At 55.0% G+C, this 18,757-nt stretch carries 17 protein-coding genes; 5 read left to right on the top strand and 12 right to left on the bottom strand.

Annotated features, from left to right (window positions below; translation table 11 throughout):
- Window positions 1–81 precede the first annotated feature (81 nt).
- On the top strand, window positions 82–705 hold the full coding sequence (locus tag FD30_RS10735) for a hypothetical protein (RefSeq protein WP_056945008.1): 624 nt from the start codon (window positions 82–84) through the stop codon (window positions 703–705).
- Between the two features lie 544 nt (window positions 706–1,249).
- Window positions 1,250–2,257: an aspartate--ammonia ligase gene (gene asnA, locus FD30_RS10730; protein ID WP_056945007.1), complete on the top strand. Its 1,008-nt coding sequence runs from the start codon at window positions 1,250–1,252 to the stop codon at window positions 2,255–2,257.
- A gap of 479 nt (window positions 2,258–2,736) precedes the next feature.
- Here the strand turns inward: asnA and FD30_RS10725 are convergent, their stop codons facing one another.
- The 8 genes from FD30_RS10725 to FD30_RS10695 all read right to left on the bottom strand — a co-directional run bounded on the left by FD30_RS10725 (window position 2,737) and on the right by FD30_RS10695 (window position 9,640).
- The gene (locus tag FD30_RS10725) at window positions 2,737–3,840 is read right to left on the bottom strand and encodes an SLC13 family permease (RefSeq protein ID WP_056945006.1); all 1,104 of its coding nucleotides are present in this window, start codon (window positions 3,838–3,840) and stop codon (window positions 2,737–2,739) included.
- Window positions 3,841–3,943: 103 nt separating this feature from the next.
- Window positions 3,944–4,768, bottom strand: a complete 825-nt coding sequence (locus FD30_RS10720) for a Cof-type HAD-IIB family hydrolase (RefSeq protein WP_056945005.1) — start codon at window positions 4,766–4,768, stop codon at window positions 3,944–3,946.
- A 95-nt stretch (window positions 4,769–4,863) separates the two neighbouring features.
- On the bottom strand, window positions 4,864–6,012 hold the full coding sequence (locus tag FD30_RS10715) for an MFS transporter (protein ID WP_056945024.1): 1,149 nt from the start codon (window positions 6,010–6,012) through the stop codon (window positions 4,864–4,866).
- 197 nt (window positions 6,013–6,209) lie between these two features.
- Entirely contained in the window at window positions 6,210–6,746 is a 537-nt protein-coding gene (locus tag FD30_RS10710) for a restriction endonuclease subunit S (RefSeq protein WP_056945004.1), read from the bottom strand.
- Between the two features lie 495 nt (window positions 6,747–7,241).
- Window positions 7,242–7,676: a hypothetical protein gene (locus tag FD30_RS10705; protein ID WP_056945003.1), complete on the bottom strand. Its 435-nt coding sequence runs from the start codon at window positions 7,674–7,676 to the stop codon at window positions 7,242–7,244.
- The gene (locus FD30_RS11470) at window positions 7,677–7,886 is read right to left on the bottom strand and encodes a zinc-ribbon domain-containing protein (RefSeq protein WP_082604912.1); all 210 of its coding nucleotides are present in this window, start codon (window positions 7,884–7,886) and stop codon (window positions 7,677–7,679) included. It lies immediately after the preceding gene.
- A 96-nt stretch (window positions 7,887–7,982) separates the two neighbouring features.
- Window positions 7,983–8,234 (bottom strand): hypothetical protein, encoded by a 252-nt coding sequence (locus FD30_RS10700; protein WP_024747855.1) that lies wholly within the window; start codon window positions 8,232–8,234, stop codon window positions 7,983–7,985.
- Window positions 8,235–8,461: 227 nt separating this feature from the next.
- Complete coding sequence (locus FD30_RS10695; protein WP_235803268.1) at window positions 8,462–9,640, bottom strand: phthiocerol/phthiodiolone dimycocerosyl transferase family protein; 1,179 nt, start codon at window positions 9,638–9,640, stop codon at window positions 8,462–8,464.
- Between the two features lie 208 nt (window positions 9,641–9,848).
- Here FD30_RS10695 and FD30_RS10690 point away from each other — a divergent pair, with 208 nt between their 5' ends.
- The 3 genes from FD30_RS10690 (at window position 9,849) to brnQ (ending at window position 12,821) form a co-directional block, all read left to right on the top strand.
- On the top strand, window positions 9,849–10,385 hold the full coding sequence (locus FD30_RS10690) for an acyl-CoA thioesterase (RefSeq protein WP_056945001.1): 537 nt from the start codon (window positions 9,849–9,851) through the stop codon (window positions 10,383–10,385).
- A gap of 307 nt (window positions 10,386–10,692) precedes the next feature.
- Window positions 10,693–11,340, top strand: a complete 648-nt coding sequence (locus tag FD30_RS10685; protein WP_056945000.1) for an NAD(P)-dependent oxidoreductase — start codon at window positions 10,693–10,695, stop codon at window positions 11,338–11,340.
- Window positions 11,341–11,474: 134 nt separating this feature from the next.
- Window positions 11,475–12,821 carry a branched-chain amino acid transport system II carrier protein gene (brnQ, locus tag FD30_RS10680; protein WP_147000062.1) on the top strand — a complete coding sequence of 449 codons (1,347 nt, stop codon included), beginning with the start codon at window positions 11,475–11,477 and terminating at the stop codon, window positions 12,819–12,821.
- 370 nt (window positions 12,822–13,191) lie between these two features.
- On the opposite strand, the gene FD30_RS10675 is transcribed toward brnQ, so the two are convergent.
- The 4 genes from FD30_RS10675 to jag form a co-directional block, all read right to left on the bottom strand.
- Entirely contained in the window at window positions 13,192–13,617 is a 426-nt protein-coding gene (locus tag FD30_RS10675; RefSeq protein ID WP_056944998.1) for a hypothetical protein, read from the bottom strand.
- Window positions 13,618–13,753: 136 nt separating this feature from the next.
- On the bottom strand, window positions 13,754–15,664 hold the full coding sequence (mnmG, locus tag FD30_RS10670) for a tRNA uridine-5-carboxymethylaminomethyl(34) synthesis enzyme MnmG (protein ID WP_082604911.1): 1,911 nt from the start codon (window positions 15,662–15,664) through the stop codon (window positions 13,754–13,756).
- Between the two features lie 150 nt (window positions 15,665–15,814).
- Window positions 15,815–17,206 (bottom strand): tRNA uridine-5-carboxymethylaminomethyl(34) synthesis GTPase MnmE, encoded by a 1,392-nt coding sequence (gene mnmE / locus FD30_RS10665; RefSeq protein WP_056944996.1) that lies wholly within the window; start codon window positions 17,204–17,206, stop codon window positions 15,815–15,817.
- Between the two features lie 239 nt (window positions 17,207–17,445).
- Window positions 17,446–18,234 carry an RNA-binding cell elongation regulator Jag/EloR gene (gene jag / locus FD30_RS10660; protein WP_056944995.1) on the bottom strand — a complete coding sequence of 263 codons (789 nt, stop codon included), beginning with the start codon at window positions 18,232–18,234 and terminating at the stop codon, window positions 17,446–17,448.
- Window positions 18,235–18,757: the final 523 nt, after the last annotated feature.

Here is an 18,757-nt window from a genome sequence, read left to right as displayed (position 1 = left end):
TGTTTCATGTGAAACATCGGGACCCCTGAATCGTCAGGGGTGTGGTACACTCAAGAAAAACCACGAGAAGGAAGTCTCAACATGTTTTTACCCGCAGTCATCGCCGTCATCTTCATTATCTTCATCAAGGACCAGTTCGAATTCAGCGCCATTGGTTGGCTGAGCTACTGGTTCATCCCCATCTTCTGCCTCTATCAGTTCATGCGGACCTTCGTCTGGTCGCCACTCAACGCGGTGATCACGGTGGGCCTGATCATCGTCGCCACTCTAGTCGGTCACTACCAGACCGCCCACACTAAGATTCGCCTGGAAGAAACGGGGAACCGGTACTTTCGGGACGCCAACGGTCAAGAGGTCCCGGTCTACAAGAAAGTGGTCACGGCCCAGGGTGGGCGCCACTACCTCTACGGTTGGTTGATGATTCTTGGTTTGCAGCTGGTGATTGAGGGGCTGTACCTCCACGAACTCACCAGCATCGACCACCTCTTTGAAGCGGCCTATAAGGAAGTCGCCGCCGACGTGTTGATTTTCTACCGGCTCACTGGCGCGCGCCACAGCAGCTGGATTCTCTGGGGGCTAACGGCCTTCTCCAGTCTCAGTTACACCCTCTTTTTGGCTCACAAGTCGCCCATGGCCAAGATGGTGCTCTTCGGCAAAAAGACCTATAAGCACATCTCGGAACACGAAGAACGCGGCACGCACTAGGGAGAATACCAGCTGTTGTGCGCCGGTCGCCACCGGTAAACCATCCAAGGCCCCGCACCTAGAATGCCTAAATTTTTTTGATGGCGGGCTAACCGAACGCTCAAGCCCCGTCTACCGGGCTTTTTCAGATTAAAATCCCATGGTGAAACTAGGCTTGAAACTCATCATTTTCAAATTTTTCTTTTACAAACTGATTTTTAGTGCTATTCTATTGGCAACAAGATAAAAGCGACAAGAAAGCAGAGTAAGTTTCATCCAGCTGCCAGTGAAGCGGGGATAGTGGAAACCCGCCCCAGATGTGGATGATGCTGAATAACCCTTTCTTAAGTTTCTGGCTGAAATGACACGCTTCGCGTTCAGAGTAGGTTTAGACGTTGACCGGTACGTTACCAGCGGTGGAGCATGTTAGTGCTCTTTTGAGGAGGCCTACGTCACGTAGGCAATCTGGGTGGTACCGCGAAAAGTCTTTCGTCCCTGTATTGGGACGGAAGACTTTTTTATTTTGTGTAAATGACTGCAGAAAAGACTAAAGGAGTGTTGGTGTATGAAGTTAATTATCCCTAAGGACTACGATCCAAAATTAGACGTGATTCAAACGCAACAGGCGATTCGCTACATTCGGGAAACCTTTCAAGATGAGTTCGGCAAAGAACTGAACCTGTCACGGCTGTCCGCCCCGATGTTTGTCGAAAAAGGCACGGGTCTCAACGATAATCTGAACGGGGTCGAAAAGCCCGTCTCCTTCACCATGAAGGACATGCCTGGCAAGACGATCGAAATCGTGCACTCCCTGGCTAAGTGGAAGCGGCTAGCCCTGAAGCGTTACGGGTTCGTCATGCACACGGGATTGTACACCAACATGAACGCTATCCGGAAAGATGAAGACCTGGACAACATCCACTCCATCTACGTCGACCAATGGGACTGGGAAAAGATCATCGCTAAGGATGAACGGACCACGCAGACCCTTGAGGATACTGTTCGGACCATCTTCAAGGTCATCAAGCACATGGAACACGAAGTCTGGTACAAGTTCCCCGAAGCCGTTCACCATTTACCAGACGAAATTCACTTCGTCACCACCCAAGAACTCGAAGACGAATTCCCAACGTTGACCCCTAAGGAACGGGAAGACGCCATTACCAAGCGTTACGGCGCCGTCTTCTTAATGCAGATCGGTGGTAAGCTCAAGAGCGGCAAGCGCCACGACGGCCGGGCCCCCGACTACGATGATTGGCAACTCAACGGGGACATCCTCTTCTGGTACGAACCCCTCCAACACGCTCTGGAAATCTCTAGCATGGGGATCCGAGTTAGTGAAGAATCCATGAAGGCCCAATTAAAGGACGCTAACGCTGAAGACCGGGCCAAATTACCGTTCCACCAGATGCTACTGAACGGCGAACTGCCTTACACCATCGGGGGCGGAATCGGCCAATCCCGGCTCTGCATGTTGTTACTGGGTAAGGCGCACGTGGGCGAAGTTCAAGCCAGCGTCTGGCCACAAGAGATGATCGACAAGTGCTACCAACACCGGATTCAGATTCTCTAGGCCCCTTGCCTAACGGTGACACTGGTTAGGCAGACCTTCCTGAAAAAGCTGAATCACAATCAAAAATCCCGTCTAAGCGGTTTTGAAGAACCGCTTAGACGGGATTTTTGTCTATTCGTTAAAAGATTGACGCCCAGAGAGGAGGCCGCTGTTCAGACGGTCACCGGTCCCCTCCTGGAAATCACCCTAAGTCTCATCTACCAATTGGGGAGTTCATCGTGACTTAGGACTTGAATCAAACCGTTCGATCCACCAGCCCATCAGCCTTGCCGTTTCCGTAACTTTGGTTGGTGCGCTGAATTGGGGTTCAGGCACCGACTAGGAGGGACGCCAAAATCACCCGACTGGGCTAACTCGCTAATGGGACCGTTCAGGCTTAACTCTAAGACCAGTTTACCTAGCCGATGTAGATTATCGATAAACTTTTGGTAATGATTTCGTCAATAAAACATTTTGTTTGTTATGGAACCGATTACGCCCTAGCGTAACCAGAACCATCCTAGGCTGCCCAACAGTAGGAGGCCCAGCACATTGAGCACCGTAAAAAGTTTGAAAAACGGCCGGACGGCATCCCGCTCGCCCAAGGCCAGTAGTTGCTTTAGAGTCAACAGATTCGCCAGTGACGCGACCAGGGTCCCTAGACCGCCAACGTTCACGCCCCAGAACAGGGCCGCCGAGTGGGACGTAAACGGCGCAAGCAGGACGGTCGCCGGGACGTTACTGATAACTTGACTGGCGACCAAGCTGGTCAGGTACACCGCATGCGGCGTCCGCATTAATCGCTGCATCCCCGCGATCACCTGCGGGTTATGGCTGATGGCGCTGACCAGGATAAAGAAGCAGATGAAGGTCAACAGAAGGCCGTAATCCACCCGCTGAACGGCCCGGCGATCCAGTAAGAGGCCGCCAATGACGGCGACCAGCGTCACCCACCCCAGCGGTAGGACCCGAAAGACCCCTAGGAGGACCAGGCCAAACAGGCCCAGCGCAAGGCTGATGGCCACCGGATGGTCCGGAATCTGACGGACCGGTGGGGTCACGATCGGCCGCGGGCGCGCCAGATAGGTCAGACCTAACATGACCAGAACGCCCCCGACCAATAACGGGCTAGATAAGCGAAAGAACGCGCCCGCTGATAACTGGTAGTGGGCGAACAGGTATAAGTTCTGGGGGTTGCCGAACGGGGTAAAGGCGCTTCCTAGGTTGGCCGCCATGACCACCAGCACGGCAGGCAACGCCAACGCCATTTTCTGTTGGCGGGCCACCAAGACCAGCATGGGCAGCAACGTTAAGATGGTCACGTCGTTGGTCAGGACCATCGCCCCCGCAAAAGCCAGTCCAGTAAACAGTTGTACCACTTGGCGTTGTGTGCTGGTCACGGCCAACAAGCGATTACTGAGGGCGTCTAAGACCTGCAGCCGATTCAACAGTTGTACGCAGATCATCAGCGCCAGCAGGGCCAGAATGGTCGACCAATCCACCGCATCCGCCGTGGGTCGGCCCACGAATAGGCTCAAAAGGGCCGCCCCTAAAGCGATTCCCAGAATTTTATCATGCAGCAAGCGCTGCCCGATGTCTTGCATGTCGTCAATCCTTCCTCTTTGAAGTCCCCTTGGTGCACGCCAAAGTAAAAGCCGATAACCTCGCCGCGGTTATCGGCTTTTCTTACATATGCACCAGTGCCGCTTAAGCGACTAGGGTCGCCAGGACGTCCAAGACGCCCTCCGCGTTGTTGGTGCCGGTATGGTGCGTGACCTGCGCCTTCACGTGGTCCGTGGCGTTAGCCATCGCGTAGCCGTGCGGCGTCAGGGTCAACATACTTAGGTCGTTTTCATTATCCCCGAAGGTCATGAGTTCGTCGTCCGCAACGTTGTACCGGGCCTGCAAGTGACGTAATCCGGCGGCCTTGTTGACGCTACCTTCGCTGATCAGTTCCGTGTTGTACCCAGAGGTCTGACTGCCCAGACCCGCCGGGAGGGCTTGCCGCAACGTCTGTAACGCGGCCCCAAAATCAACGCCTGGTTGGAAAGTGACGCCGATGCTGGTTACTTGGTCCTGGAGCCGCTCGGGCGTGATGGTGGCTAAGCTAGGCACCTTCAACAGGTGGTCGTAGTACCGGTGGGTCAGCTCGTAAGCAGCCGGTGTGATCTGGTCATCCACGTAAGCGGACTTGAGACCAGCCACCAGGTGTTCGGCGATATCGTTAGGCGCGAATTGCTGATGAATCACGTCTAAAGTCGCCGCGACTGCTTCAGCGGGCATGGCCGTGACCGACAACAGTTCCCCGTTGCTGTGGACCACCGCCCCGTTTTGCGAAACGAAGTCCATCTGATCTTGGAACTGCTCGAACTGGGTCTGGAGTCGTTGGTACTGTGAGCCGCTGGCCGCGACCACGTGAATCCCCTTCGCCCGCAGTTTCGTCAATAATTCCGCAAACCGGGCATGGTTATAGGTGTTTTGGTCATTCAGAAAGGTGCCGTCCATGTCAAACGCCACGAGTTTAATCGTCATTAAGCAGTTCCTCCTTCAGTAAAGTCAACTTAGCATACCACAAATCATCCATAAAACGTAACGGGACCCCACAATTTCTGCGGTGTCCCGTTAATTTACGCTGCATCTTGATGAATACTTTCCGGTTCGCCCAATACCCAATGGCTGACCAGTGCGAGTATCAGGAAGGCTAACGCCACCCCGCAAACGCCGGTCCAACCGGCATGGCTCCAGGCCCAAGTCGCTGACAGGGTCCCTAGCGACCCACCTAAGAAGTAGCTAAACATGAAAACGGAGTTGTTCCGGCTGCTTTCTTTTCGGTTCAAGGACTGGACAATGGCCTGGTTAGAGACCTGACTGAACTGGGTTCCCAGGTCAAGCAGGACGATTCCCACGATGAGACCCACCAGCCAAAAGCCAATCAACCAGAAAATCACGAAGGCCACTCCGGAGAAGACCATGCTCAGGCCCACCGTCAGTCGCGGCGATCGCTGATCAACCAAGTTACCGATCCACGGCGCTGCCAAGACCCCGGCAATCCCCAGTAAGCCTAATAGACCGGCCACATTACTGCCCAAGTGGTATTGCGTCGCCAGATAAAAGGCCAGTGTGGACCAGAGGACGTTCGACATCCCAAACATACAGAAGCCGTTGATGGCCGCTCCCCGCAGGGCACGCTGCCGGGCAAACAACCGCGGCAACGTCTGAATCACCGGCCAGTACCGTAATTCCTGATGCCCCCGTGCATCGTGCGGTAGATACGCGTGCACGATAATTAAGAAAATCAGGTCAATCCCCGCCGCAATCAGGTAAATGTCCTGCCAGGGCATGATACTCCCTAACAAGCCACTAAACGACCGCGACAATAAGATTCCCGTTAACAGACCACTTAAGACGATTCCCAACACCTTCCCCCGCTGGAGACTAGGCGCTAGGTAGCCCGCATAGGGAATGATAATCTGCGGGGCGACTGACGTAATGCCGACTAGGGTCGTTGCTACCGCAAAGACACCGGCGTTTGGGGCCCAAAAGGCTAGCAAGAGCGACCCGATTGAGAGCACCATCATGAACTGAATCAGGTGGTACCGGTCGAAAATATCCCCTAGGGGAACAATCAGCAGCAGGCCGAACGCATACCCTAACTGGGTGACCATGGCCAAGGCCCCCACCACGGACTTCGCTAAACCAAAGTCCGTAGCAATCAGGTTTTCGATAGGTTGAATGAAGTTCAGGTTGGCCACGATGACTCCCGTGACCACCGCCATTAACAGAATCGTTTTCCGTGACAACGTTGGCGTTGTCGTCTCTTTCTCTTTCACACACAAAACCTCCCATTGTTAGTTTAGGCGTTTGGTGCGGAAAAGAAAACCAGCTAATGGATTCGACCCACATGGCCCAACCATTAGCTGGAAGTTTAAAAAAGGCTAGTTCTCCAAATGAGAATTAGCCGTTAAGTCAACGCTTACTCCAATCCCCGCAACAACTGCGTCTGTAGCGCCACTAGTCGTTCCTGCAAGGTGGCTTGTCGCTGCAAGTTGAAGTAGAGGCGGCCCCAAAGATCCTGCTCTTCATGTGAGGGAACGGGAATCTCCAGGGTCCGTAACGTCTTCAACGACAACTTGTTGGCCACGTGACTGCCTTCTAGGAAGCGGGCCAGCTGACGTTTAACGGCGTCCGTCTGGTTCACACAGTAGCACAGATACCGCGGGTCAATCTGGTGGTGCTTGATCCGCCAACGGACAAAGTTTTGGGTCAAGACCTTTCCCGCCGTCTCCGCGGTCACAATACTGGCCGTGTTCTGCAGGGTACTGAAGACAATATCGCCCACAACGACCTGATAGCTTTTCTCGCTAGCGGCCGCTTCCGCAGTTTCCGATTGGGCCACCGAACGCCCCAGATCGGCGACTAGGTCTTGATACCCGTACAGGTCCACCGAAGAGTCCTTCAGCCGCAGCTGGTTTACCCCCGTCTTCATGGTCACTAAATCATCCAGCTGCATACCGTTACCCCCTCGTATCGATTCGTTAATCTCCTATTTTCAATGTAGCATGCCGCTTCATGACCGTCAAATCAAAAAAGCGCTCTGACCCCCGTCAGTAGCGCTACTAAATACCTATCGCGTTTACGTAGAAGCTGCGGCTAACGCTAATCCGGCTCTGGCAGGTGCCCAAACCCTAACGCCCCCAACACGGCTTTACGAACCTTAAACCGCACCCTTATCCCCCACCGAGAAAAACCGGTCGGTCTTAAGCTCCGCTAGGTTCCAACAGCCACCTAGAATTCGGCACTATTGCTTCATAAGCCAAACGTTTTCGTGAGCCGTGAGGGCGACCAGACAGGGCTCAGCCGTGAAATTTGACTTGGGGAGCGTTCTTTGCTGCCCTAGTCAAAGGCCCAGCTTCGAGACCGCACTTTGGCTCGAAGTGGTGCCCACGGCGTTCCAGCCCTGTCTGGTCGCCCGGTAAGGCGGATGATCCCATCAACGTCAGTCCGCCTAATCATCATTAGAATAGAAGGTCTCGGACAGTTTGTCTTCCTGGTCCCCGGGAATTTCGACGCTCACGTTGTCTTCATAAGTGACGTCCGTAACGGTGATGTCGATGGTGGTACTGTCGTCGTAATCGTCCTCCACACTAGCGTAACCCGAATACTGGTTACCCCCATCGTGACTTTCGATGGTCACATCCGTACACTTCGCGTCTAGGTTATCATCGTTTTGGATCACATCGTTCACCACGCCCTTGGCATCCTTCGCCAGACCCGCTTCTCGGGATTCTTCCCGCGATTCCTTCGCCTTTTTCGACGACTGAACCCGTGATTCAGAGGCTTGGAGGGCCGCTTGATGGGCCTGTTCCTTGTGATTGATCACTACGTTGCTGGCCACCACGACCACCACAGCCACGGCAATCACGCCTAAAATGATGGTCAATCAATGGCTCCGTTGCGGTGCTGGGCCCTGTGGCGTGGGGGTCGGTGACGGCTGAGCGGCTGCTTGCTCCCGGTGCGCTTCTCGGGTGGGCGTCGCTGTCGACGTTTCCTGCCCGTCAGTCGGCGCAAACTGATACCCACACTTCGGACAGAACAGCGCATCCTGATTAACCTGCGTTCCACACTGTGGACAAAATTTACCGTCACTCATTATTTAACCCCGCTTTATGATTAAAACTAAAAATTTTTAACACCTATTTTAAGATACGCCGGATTTCGCAGACCGTCAACGACCCTCTTCCCCGGCTCAGTCCGCCGTCTTCTTCCACTTTCGAATCGTGCGAATGTTATACCCAGTTTCCTGGGAAAGTGTCTGGGCCTTTTCCGTGGCGTGTTCCCGCACATACGCCGCTGCTTTTTCCCGGTCGTTATAGTGATCCGGAAAGCTGACCGTGTTACCGCCATAGTTGTCGTGAACCAGTTGAACCGCCTTGGCCCCTAAGACTTGATAGAATTCCAAATACACCGGCGCTAGTAAGTGTTCGTCGAATTGTTCCATAATTCTCCCATCCTTTCACTGCATTACCCAAATTATGCGGAATTCAACGGCACTTTGTAAGGGAACTTTTCCTGGGAAAGTTCGCCGAAGAATTCAACGTAATTTTAAACAATTACTTAACTACAAGTTTACCTTACACCAGTTTCGGAATTTGTCAATGTAATTCTATATAATTACAAAAACAATGGTGAATAAAAAACGGCGACTCCTGGTCACCGTTTAACGTCTTAATGCCGCCCCCACTGGTTGAGTTGGGTCACGACGTTCTTTAAAATTTTAATTCCCAGCTGATAATCGGGTTCCGACCCCAACATCCGAAAAGCCAGGGTCCAGGCATCCCGGTAGCCGCTCACGGTCAACTGGAAGTACGGCATGGTGTGGTACGCGCCCGCAAACGTCACTTGGGCGACGGCGCTCCCGTCAAACTGTAAGCGCGACTGGTCGACCCGCCCGAAGTTCGCAAACGACACCGCCGCCGTTGCGTGATACTTGCCGGCTAACCGCCGCACCCACTGCGGCGGCAACGCCCGACTCATGCGCTTTAGTTCCACCAGCGGTGTCAGGTATGCGAGGTCCGCGTGCAGTTGGGTGACCGTCTCTTGAATCCGGTGCACCACATCTTCCAAGCTATCGCGGTCGCGGACCGTGATGGGAACGGGCAGTTCACTGCTTAAGTTGGCCACCTGAACCACGTTAGCGGCCGTCACTGGCCCGTGCAACCGCAGATCCACCTGACAGGGAATCATCAGGTGCTGCTGGCCCGTCAGCGTGTAAACGGCCAACGCGTAAGCCCCCAAGAGGACCGTGTTCAGCGTGACGCCCGCCGCTCGGGCTTGGCGCTGCAAGCGGTGGCTCTCCGCTTTGGAAATGGTGGCCTCCCCCTGATGGTGGTGGACATCCCCCCGGAGCTCTGGAAATGGCGCCTGGGTAGTCAATACTTGCATCGGGGGTAAGGGCCGGTGTGGGTGCCGCAGGTGGGCCAGAATCTTCCGCCCGCTCCGTTCATTAGTGAAGCTGGTCAGATCCTGCCCGTCGTAGGCCGCCGCTAACAGGTACAGGTAATGTTTAAACCCTTCCCCATCGGTCAAAAGGCGACTCATCGCGATGCGTAACTGGTCATAGTCGCGATGATGGATGATTTGAATCTTGACCTGCGGCCCCACCAACACGTCCAACCGCACCCGGCCGGGGTCGTGCCCCGCCGAATGCTCCTCAATCACGTCATCGACCGTGGCGCCGACCACATTGAACCGGTTCCAGCGGTAGTCGTAACTCCCCAGGATCTGGGGCACCACGGTCTGCGTAGTGGTGACGGCCTGCTTTAGGCGGTGGACATCAATGGGGTGCTGCAGACTCAGCGTGCACTCAAGCAACGGCCGAATCCGGGTTAAATTTAATGTTGGCATCAGATCCAACGGTTCACCACGATAATACACACAACCACCCCTATCCTATCTTTGGCTTTAGTATAGCAAAGCCCCTGCGAAAAACCCCGCAATACCGCCGAGTTATTGCTAAAAATTAATAATCCTGTAACCTAGCTTCCCGATTTACCAGCGTCACGGGCTCTGGTAGAATGAAGACAGAGTATTCAAATCTAATGAGGTGATTGTTTTGTCAAACGAACCCGCACCAATTTCTTGTAATCAAACCCTAATCGTCGCCAACCACCGGGTCTTCCAACCCGACCTAAACGAACACCAAACCGTCTTCGGTGGTAAGATTTTGTCGCTGGTAGATGACAGCGCTTCCATAGCGGCTATGCGCCTAACGCGAAGTACCGTAGTGACTGCGACTTTCGACCACGTCAACTTCTTGAAGCCGTTCCACCTGCAGGACTCCATGTGCATGGAAGCCTACGTCAGTGGGACCGGCCACCGTTCGCTGGAAGTCTTCGCCAAGATCGTTGGGGAGAACCTGACCACCGGCAAACGGTTCTTAGGCTTCACCAGCTTCATCACCTTCGTCATGGCCGAAAAGCCGCAGACACCGCTGCCCATCGTGGTCCCTCAGACCGAAGAGCAACGCTTCATCTGTTCCGGTTACCTCCAACGGTACCAAGCCCGGAAGAACAACCGTGAGGAACAGGAGCAATTGATTGCCCACACCTCGATCACCCTGCCGTGGTCGACCCAGCTGCCCCAAGACTAAGCCAACTTCCACTCATGCGCTTCGGCACCGCATCATTAAAGATGTAGACAAGGGGCGGATGACCATCACAACAATTTTATTTTAAGACCGGTCCTAATTGAGTTCATGGGCCGATGTTCAATCGTCAGCGCCATATAAGCCACGATAATTCAAAAATCTCTGTAAAACCATCTTGATTTTACAGAGATTTTCTTAGTATGTTGTGTTTCACATGAAACATTCTGGTCAATCCACTAACTTATAGTTAGCGTTTGGCGCACAAAACTCGTATACTAATCCCAATACCTAATTTGGGGAGGAATTTACCATGAAAATTATGATCATCGGCGCCACCGGGATGGCCGGCTCCGCCTTAGTTACCGAAGCCCTGCAGCGCGGACACCAAGTTATCGCGTTAGGCCGTTCCACCGACAAGTTGGCGCAACTCCCAACTAATCCGAACCTGACCACCAAAGCTCAGGACGCCTTTACCCTGACGCGTGAAGACTTACAGGCCGTCGATGCCGTCATCGACGCCTTCGCCACCGCTCCCGCCCAGGCTTACCGCCACGTGGACCTGGCTGCGCACCTGGTCAGTGAATTGCGCGAGACCACTACGCCACGCGTCGCCTTCATCTTAGGGGCCGGCAGCCTCCAGACCGGTGAAGACCACCACCTGTTCGTCCACGATATCGCCAAGGACCCCCAGGCAGCATCCTTCCTCAGTGTCCCGCAGAACCAGCTCAAGGAACTCAACTTCCTGCGTGACGTCGATAACGTCAACTGGTTCGGCGTGTCGCCAGCCGCTGACTTCCACGCAGGTCCTGCCGTTCCCGCCATTCTGGGTACCGATGAGCTGTTATACAACGCGCAACAGGTCTCGGCGACCTCGGCCGGAACCATGGCCGTCACGATTCTCGACGAACTCACAACGCCGCAACATCACCAGACCCGCTTTACGGTCGCAGATAAATAAGCACCGATTAAGCGTCGACCATTTCCCTGGCCGGCGTTTTTTGCTACTATAGGGGAGTTCTAAATTTCCAGCGCCCACGGGCCCACCCGGCAAACTTCAGAACGTAAACCTTAGTATAGAAAGTTGCGATTAAATTGAAAAAGCGTCTTACCTGGCGAGAGCTGGGCTTCATTGGCACCATGCTGTTCGGGCTGTTCTTCGGCGCCGGCAACTTGATTTTCCCGATCTTTCTGGGACAACAAGCCGGTAACCGGGTCTGGGCGGCGATCGGCGGCCTATTAATTAGTGGAATCGGTCTGCCCCTGCTAGGGGTGACCGGGATGGGGCTGACCCGCAGTACCGGGGTCTTCGACCTGGCAAGTAAGGTCAACCGGCCCTTCGCTTACGCGTTCACGGTCCTGCTCTATCTGACCTTGGGTCCCTTCTCGGCCCTGCCCCGACTGGCCACGACCTCGTTTCAGATCGGCCTAGCACCGTTCGTGGCACCGCACCTACAGACCGGCGTTCTGGCTGGCTTCTCGGTGGTCTTCTTCCTGATTGCTTGGCTATTAGCCCGGCATCCCGGGAAGTTGATGACCTATATCGGTAAATGGCTTACGCCGTTCTTCCTGATTCTCCTGGCCATTATCATGGGAGCAGCCCTGCTGCATCCCCTGGGCGGCCTAGACGCCGTGAGTCGGGGCGGCTACGTCGCGCACCCCGTCCTGAGCGGGTTCACCGAAGGGTACAATACCCTGGATGCCTTGGCGGCCCTGGCCTTTGGGGTCATCGTCATTGACAGTATCCGCGACCTAGGTGTCACGGACTCTCGTGACATTGCCCGCTACACCATCAAAACGGGGGCTATCAGTATGTCGCTGATGGCCGTCATCTACACCCTCTTGGCCCTGATTGGGACCATGAGTCTGGGGCACTTTTCGGCCGCAGCCAACGGTGGGGTAACCCTGGCCCAAATCGCCGACTACTACTTCGGCGTCTGGGGAACCCTGTTACTGGCGCTCCTGGTGATCATCGCGTGTCTCAAGACCGCTATCGGCCTGATTTCGGCCTTCGGGGACACCCTCAGCGTGCTCTTCCCTAAGTTCTCGTACCCGGTGGTCACGGCTTTCGCGGCGATTCTGCCCTGCCTATTCGCCAACGCCGGACTGACCCGGTTAATCGCCTACTCGACCCCAATCCTGCTCTTCTTGTACCCGCTGGCGATCGTCCTGATCGTGCTGGCCGTGCTCTCCCCGCTACTGGGGATGTCCCGGTGGCTCTTCGGTACGGCGATTCTGTTAACGCTGTTGCCCGCCTTCGGGTCAGCGGCCAGCGGTTTACCCGCCAGTTGGCAACAGACCGGCTTCTTCCAGGCCGTCCTACACGCCAACGCTTGGTTACCCTTCGCGGCGGGGGGCTTCAGCTGGTTGGTGCCCGCACTAGTAGGGATCGTTGCCGGTTGGTTGCTGGGCAAGTGGCGCGATCCACGACCACAGGTTTAGCGGGTGCTAGTCACCACCCTCTTGCCTGACGATGACGGTGAATTGATGCCGTAACCCCGTCTTAGCACCAGTTGCTAACCCTGAATGATGGTATGGGAAACAACTGATCATCGTTAAGCCTAATTACACGAGCCAGCAATGTTCCCAGAAGCTCGTTACTTTACGGGTAGGTCACCTCAACGTACAGCATCCGTTTGACACCGTTTAATCATCAATCGGACATTGCTTGAATTGCTAAATCAAGTCCTAAGACGTTTAAAGGGCAGGCTTCCAGAAAGCATCTGGAAGCCTGCCCTTTTTCAATGACGCCAATTAAGCCACGATAACGGTTAAGCGGTTCGTCAAAAACATCGACTAAGCCAGATTCCCCCTATGACCCCGGGTTGATCTGATCAATGCCCTTAATTCGCAAGTCCGCCAAGCTCGCCAGGGGTTCGGGGTAACGCATGATCAACCGCGTTAGGCCTTGGACTTCCTTGACCTGGAGCATCTGGCACTGGACCAGAATCGCCACGTCTTGGTCGAACTCATCCCGGTCAGTGTTATCCCAATCGTGGGCGAAGGTGTCGTCGTGCACCACCGCATAAGGGACGTGGGTCTTCTTAGTGGTCTTATTGCCGTACAGGGCGTGAAAGAGGATCACACCCCAGCGTCGGCCGGCCCGCTCCGTTAACGACGCGAACTTTTCCGCGTCCGTCTTCTGCGCACTAGCCGGGTTCACAGCGATGAAGGACGCGTTCGGGTCGGGATTGACCGACTTCAGATAAGCAAAATAATCACGGTACTTTCGTTGCATGGTAAAACCTCGCTTTACATCAAATTAAGTTACATCCTTTATACCACAAAACGGGGACGGCCGTCGAAAATACGACGACCGTCCCCGTTTCACTGAACCACTCCTGTGCCTGGCACTCCGCTAGGCACCCGGGTGGTTATTTTGTTTTTGCAATCTTACCTTGTTCAATGTAGACACTCAAGATGGCAATATCGGCTGGGTTGACCCCGCTGATCCGGCTAGCTTGCGCTAAGGTCTCCGGTTGGATCTTCTTCAGCTTCTGGTGCGCTTCCGTAGCCAAACCGTCAATGGCGTCGTAGTCGATCTTTTCAGGAATCGCCTTGGCTTCCATCCGCTTCAACTTCGCCACGTTCTCCTCGGCCTTCTTGATGTAGCCCGCGTACTTCAACGAAATCTCGATCTCTTCGATGATGTGCCGGTCTAACGGCTGGTCTGGGGCGGGGATGAAGTCCAACAGGGTCTGGTAGTCCACGTAAGGCCGACGCAAGAAGACGGCCGCTAAGATGCCGTCCTGAAGCGGCTTATCTCCATGGCTGGTGATGAAGTCGTTGATGGCGTCCGTAGGCTTGATCCGGATGCTGTTCAACCGGTCGGTCTCCGCCTTGATGGCCGCCTTCTTGTCGAGAAAGGCTTGGTACCGCTCATCACTGATCAGGCCCAACTCGTGGCCCTTTTCCGTTAACCGCAAGTCGGCGTTATCGTGCCGGAGAATCAACCGGTACTCGGCCCGGCTGGTCAGCAGACGGTACGGTTCCTTGGTGCCCTTGGTGACCAAGTCGTCGACCATGACTCCGATGTAGGCGTCAGAGCGCTTCAGGGTAAAGCCCGGCTTCCCCAAAGCACGTAACCCGGCGTTAATACCGGCTAATAGGCCTTGGCCCGCAGCTTCTTCGTATCCGGAGGTCCCGTTGGTCTGACCCGCCGTGAAGAGGTTCTTCAAGAGCTTAGTCTCCAGGGTTGGCCGCAACTGGTACGGCGCCACGACATCGTATTCGATGGCGTAACCAGGCCGCATCATTTGCGCGTCTTCCAGCCCCTGGATGGAGTGCAGGATCTTCTGTTGCACTTCTTCGGGCATCGACGTCGACAACCCTTGGACATACCATTCGTCAGTCTTCCGGCCTTCTGGTTCCAAGAAGAGCTGGTGGCGTGGCTTGTCGGCGAACCGGACGATCTTGTCTTCGATGGATGGGCAGTACCGTGGGCCGACCCCTTCGATCACTCCGGTAAACATGGGCGCGCGGTCCAAGTTCTCCCGGATGATTTCGTGCGTCTTGGCGTTGGTGTAGGTCAACCAGCAGGAAAGTTGGTTCTTCAAGTCCAGGTAGGCGCTGTCGGGCGTGGTGAAGCTAAAGTGGTTCGGCTGTTCGTCTCCCGGTTGTTCTTCGGTTTCATCGTAGTGGATGGTATTGCCATCAACTCGGGGTGGCGTCCCGGTCTTGAACCGTTCCAACTCGAACCCGTACTTCGGCAGGTTCGCCGTCAACTTGTTGGCGGGTTGGGAGTTGTTGGGACCGGACGAATACATCAGCTCGCCGATGATAATCTTTCCCCGAGCTGCGGTGCCGGCCGCGATGACCACGGCCTTAGCCCGGTACCGAGCTCCAGTATTGGTGATGACCCCACGACACTCGTCGCCTTCAACGATCAGGTCGTCCACGATTCCCTGGCGTAACGTCAGGTTAGGTTCGCGTTCGATGGTGTGCTTCATCTCGGCGTGGTAGGCGTGCTTATCCGCTTGCGCCCGTAAGGCCCGCACAGCGGGACCTTTCCCGGTGTTGAGCATCCGCATCTGGACGTACGTCTTGTCGATGTTCTTGCCCATTTCACCGCCCAAAGCGTCGATTTCACGAACCACGATGCCCTTGGCTGGCCCCCCCACGGAAGGGTTACATGGCATAAAGGACACCATGTCCAAGTTGATCGTCATTAACAGGGTCTTGTTCCCCATTCGGGCCGCAGCCAACGCCGCTTCACTACCCGCGTGGCCGGCCCCCACTACGATGACGTCATAGTCGTCGCCGGGGTATTGCTTTACTTCCGTCATACTACTGATTCCCTCCATGCCCGGTCCCAGTGATCCGGGGCCTAATGGTTATTTTTAACTTGAATTCCTAAATTTAAGATGGCACCTTAACCCGTCTAATTTAATTATTAATAACAATTAAGTATTAATAATTAAACTCGGCTGGTCTGGTTACTTCCCTAAACAGAACTGACTGAACAGCTGGTCCAGCAATTCGTCTTGGTAGCTGTCACCGGTGATTTCGCCTAAGAGGTCCCAGGCGCGGGTCATGTCGATCTGGACCAAGTCCACCGGCATCCCCATCGCGATTCCGTGCATCACGTCGTCCAACGCCGCACTGGCCTGGTGCAACAACCCGATGTGCCGGGCGTTGGTGACCATGACCGTCTTCTGACTGGACTCGATGCCCTCATCGAAGAACAAGTGGGCAATCGTACTTTCCAGCTGGTCCATCCCCGTCTGTTGCAGGATCGACGTCTGGATCAACGGACTGTCGCCGGCCACCGCTTGGACGGCTTTCAGGTCCAGCTTCTGCGGCAGGTCGGTCTTGTTCAGGATCAAGATCCGCTGCGTGTGGCTGGTGGCCGTTAACAGCTCTTGGTCTTCGGCGGTCAACGGTTCGCTGGCGTTCAAAACCAGCATCACCAAGTCGGCCGTATCGATGGCCTTGCGTGAGCGTTCGACCCCGATCTTTTCAACCTTATCGGTGGTATCGCGAATCCCCGCGGTATCGATCAGCTTCAATGGCACACCCTTAACGTTCACGTACTCTTCGATCACGTCCCGGGTGGTTCCCGCGACGTCGGTCACGATGGCCTTGTCTTCGTGTAACAGGTGGTTCAAGAGGCTACTCTTCCCCACGTTCGGTCGGCCCACGATGGCGGTGGCTAGCCCGTCACGCAAGACCTTCCCCTGTTTAGCCGTCTGCAGGAGGACCTTAATCTGCTTTTGGACTTCCTGGGCCTTCTCCAACAGCATCTTGGTGGTCATGGTCTCGACGTCGTCGTATTCGGGGTAATCGATGTTGACCTCGACCTGGGCCAACGCATCCAGAATGTCTTGGCGCAAGTGGCGAATCAACTTGGACAAGTCCCCGTCCAACTGGTCTAAGGCGACCTTCATGGACTTATCGGTCTTAGCCCGAATCAGGTCCATCACAGCTTCGGCCTGGGAGAGGTCGATTCGGCCGTTGAGAAAGGCCCGCTTGGTGTACTCTCCGGGTTCCGCCAGCCGCGCACCGTAGCTCAAGCACAACTGCAAGATCCGGTTCGTGGCCACGATACCCCCGTGACAGTTGATTTCGATAATGTCTTCCTTGGTGTAGGTCTTAGGAGCCCGCATCACGGAAACCATGACTTCATCGACTTCTTCGTGCGTTTCCGGGTCGATGATGTGACCGTAGTTAATGGTGTGACTAGGGACTTTGGTCAGGTCCTTGCCCTTGAATAACTTCGCAATCACGGCGAAAACGTCCTCACCACTCATCCGAATAATGGCGATACCACCCTCACCAGGTGGCGTCGAAATTGCTGCAATCGTATCAAACTCTGTCGTTGTCGCCATGCTGATCCTCCTCTAAAAGGTTGTCTAACGGTTTCTCTGTTTCCACAGTTCCTATCTACGTGACGGTCGGTAGTGGGCCGCAAAAGACCCGGGCGTGTCATTTAACGCCATAAAAAAAAGCACCCACTCCACGCCACCTAACAGACGCGGATAAAGTACTTTCACTACTTTATCGTAAACATGATAAGAATGATTGTCTTTACTATAAGGTGCTTGGTCCCATTTGTCAAACCTCAGGGTCAAACCGGTTCGATCACCACGGCCCGGTGCGGTTCCTTCCCCGCCGAGTAGGTGGTGACGTAATGGTTCTGCGCTAGCGCCGCGTGAATCTGCTTGCGCTCAAAGGATGGCATGGGGTCCAGGTAGATGGGCTTACCCGTGGCCACGACTTCGCGCGCGGTATTATCGGCTAAGCGGGCCAGCGTGGCCTGCCGGCGCTCCCGGTAGTTGGCCACGTCTAGTTCCACCACCACGTGCGCCGCACCATGATGGTTCAAGAACAGTTGGGCCAGACTCTGCAGAGCATTAATGGTCCGACCATGCTTCCCGATCAGCAGGCCTTCCTTTTCCGTCTCAAAGGCCAGCCGGACCTGCCGGTGTCCTAGTGATTCCGCCGAAACCGTGGCGTCGATGCCTAACTGGGTCACAATCTCTAAGACGTAATCCTGAACGGCTTCGATGGCCGCTTCCCGGTGGGCCCGGTTTTGAGCCGGCGTCCGTTGTGGTCGGGGTGCCGCTACTTTGTCGGGTGCCGTGGTCGACGTAGCTGGGGTCGACTGGGGGACCGGCTCAGTTACTGTCGCCTGGGAAGCGGACGATGTCGGCTGGGCGGGCGCTGCCGGTTGCGCGGCGGGCGCCGCAACGGCCTTCAAGACCACATCCACAGCGGCGTCACGATGACCCAGGCCAAACCACCCTTTCCGCGCCGGCTTGATCACCTTAGTCGTCACCTGCGCGCGGGTACTGTTCAGGGCCGCTACCCCGGCCGCAATCGCAGCTTCTTCCGTTTTCCCCGTAAAGATCGTCATCGCAAATTCCTCCCGTTTGTTCCGTTTTCAGTCAGTTGTAAGTATACCATGCCCACCAAAATCCGACGCAAAAAATCCCTACAGTCACCTTACTGGGAATCAGTCGCCTTACCGGGCAGTCAGACAGGGCTGGAACGCCGTGGGCACCACTTCGAGCCAAAAAGCGGTCTCGAAGCTGGGCCTTTGACTAGGGCAGCAAAGAACGCTCCCCAAGTCAAATTTCACGGCTGAGCCCTGTCTGACCGCCCTCACGGCTTACAATCACGTAAATCTAAAGATAGTTGGCCATCCCGGAGGTTCTTTAAGCTTTGGGTGATGACCAACCTGCCATTTTGCTTTTAGACAGTTCCTAATCGGCTGTTGAGGTCATCTGGAATTGCGAATAGTAGTGGTCGAGGACTGTTTGGTTAGCTGATGGTTGCCAGTAACTTCAGCGTTAGATTTTTCGCTAGTTGACAGCCCGGAGGCGAGCAGAAGCTCAGCTAGCGAAATGATGGTTAGCCAGCGTTTTTTGCTGGCTTAC

Source organism: Levilactobacillus namurensis DSM 19117, from assembly GCF_001434785.1.
GTDB classification, from domain to species: Bacteria; Bacillota; Bacilli; order Lactobacillales; family Lactobacillaceae; genus Levilactobacillus; species Levilactobacillus namurensis.
This window is presented reverse-complemented; position numbering and strand designations above follow the sequence as displayed.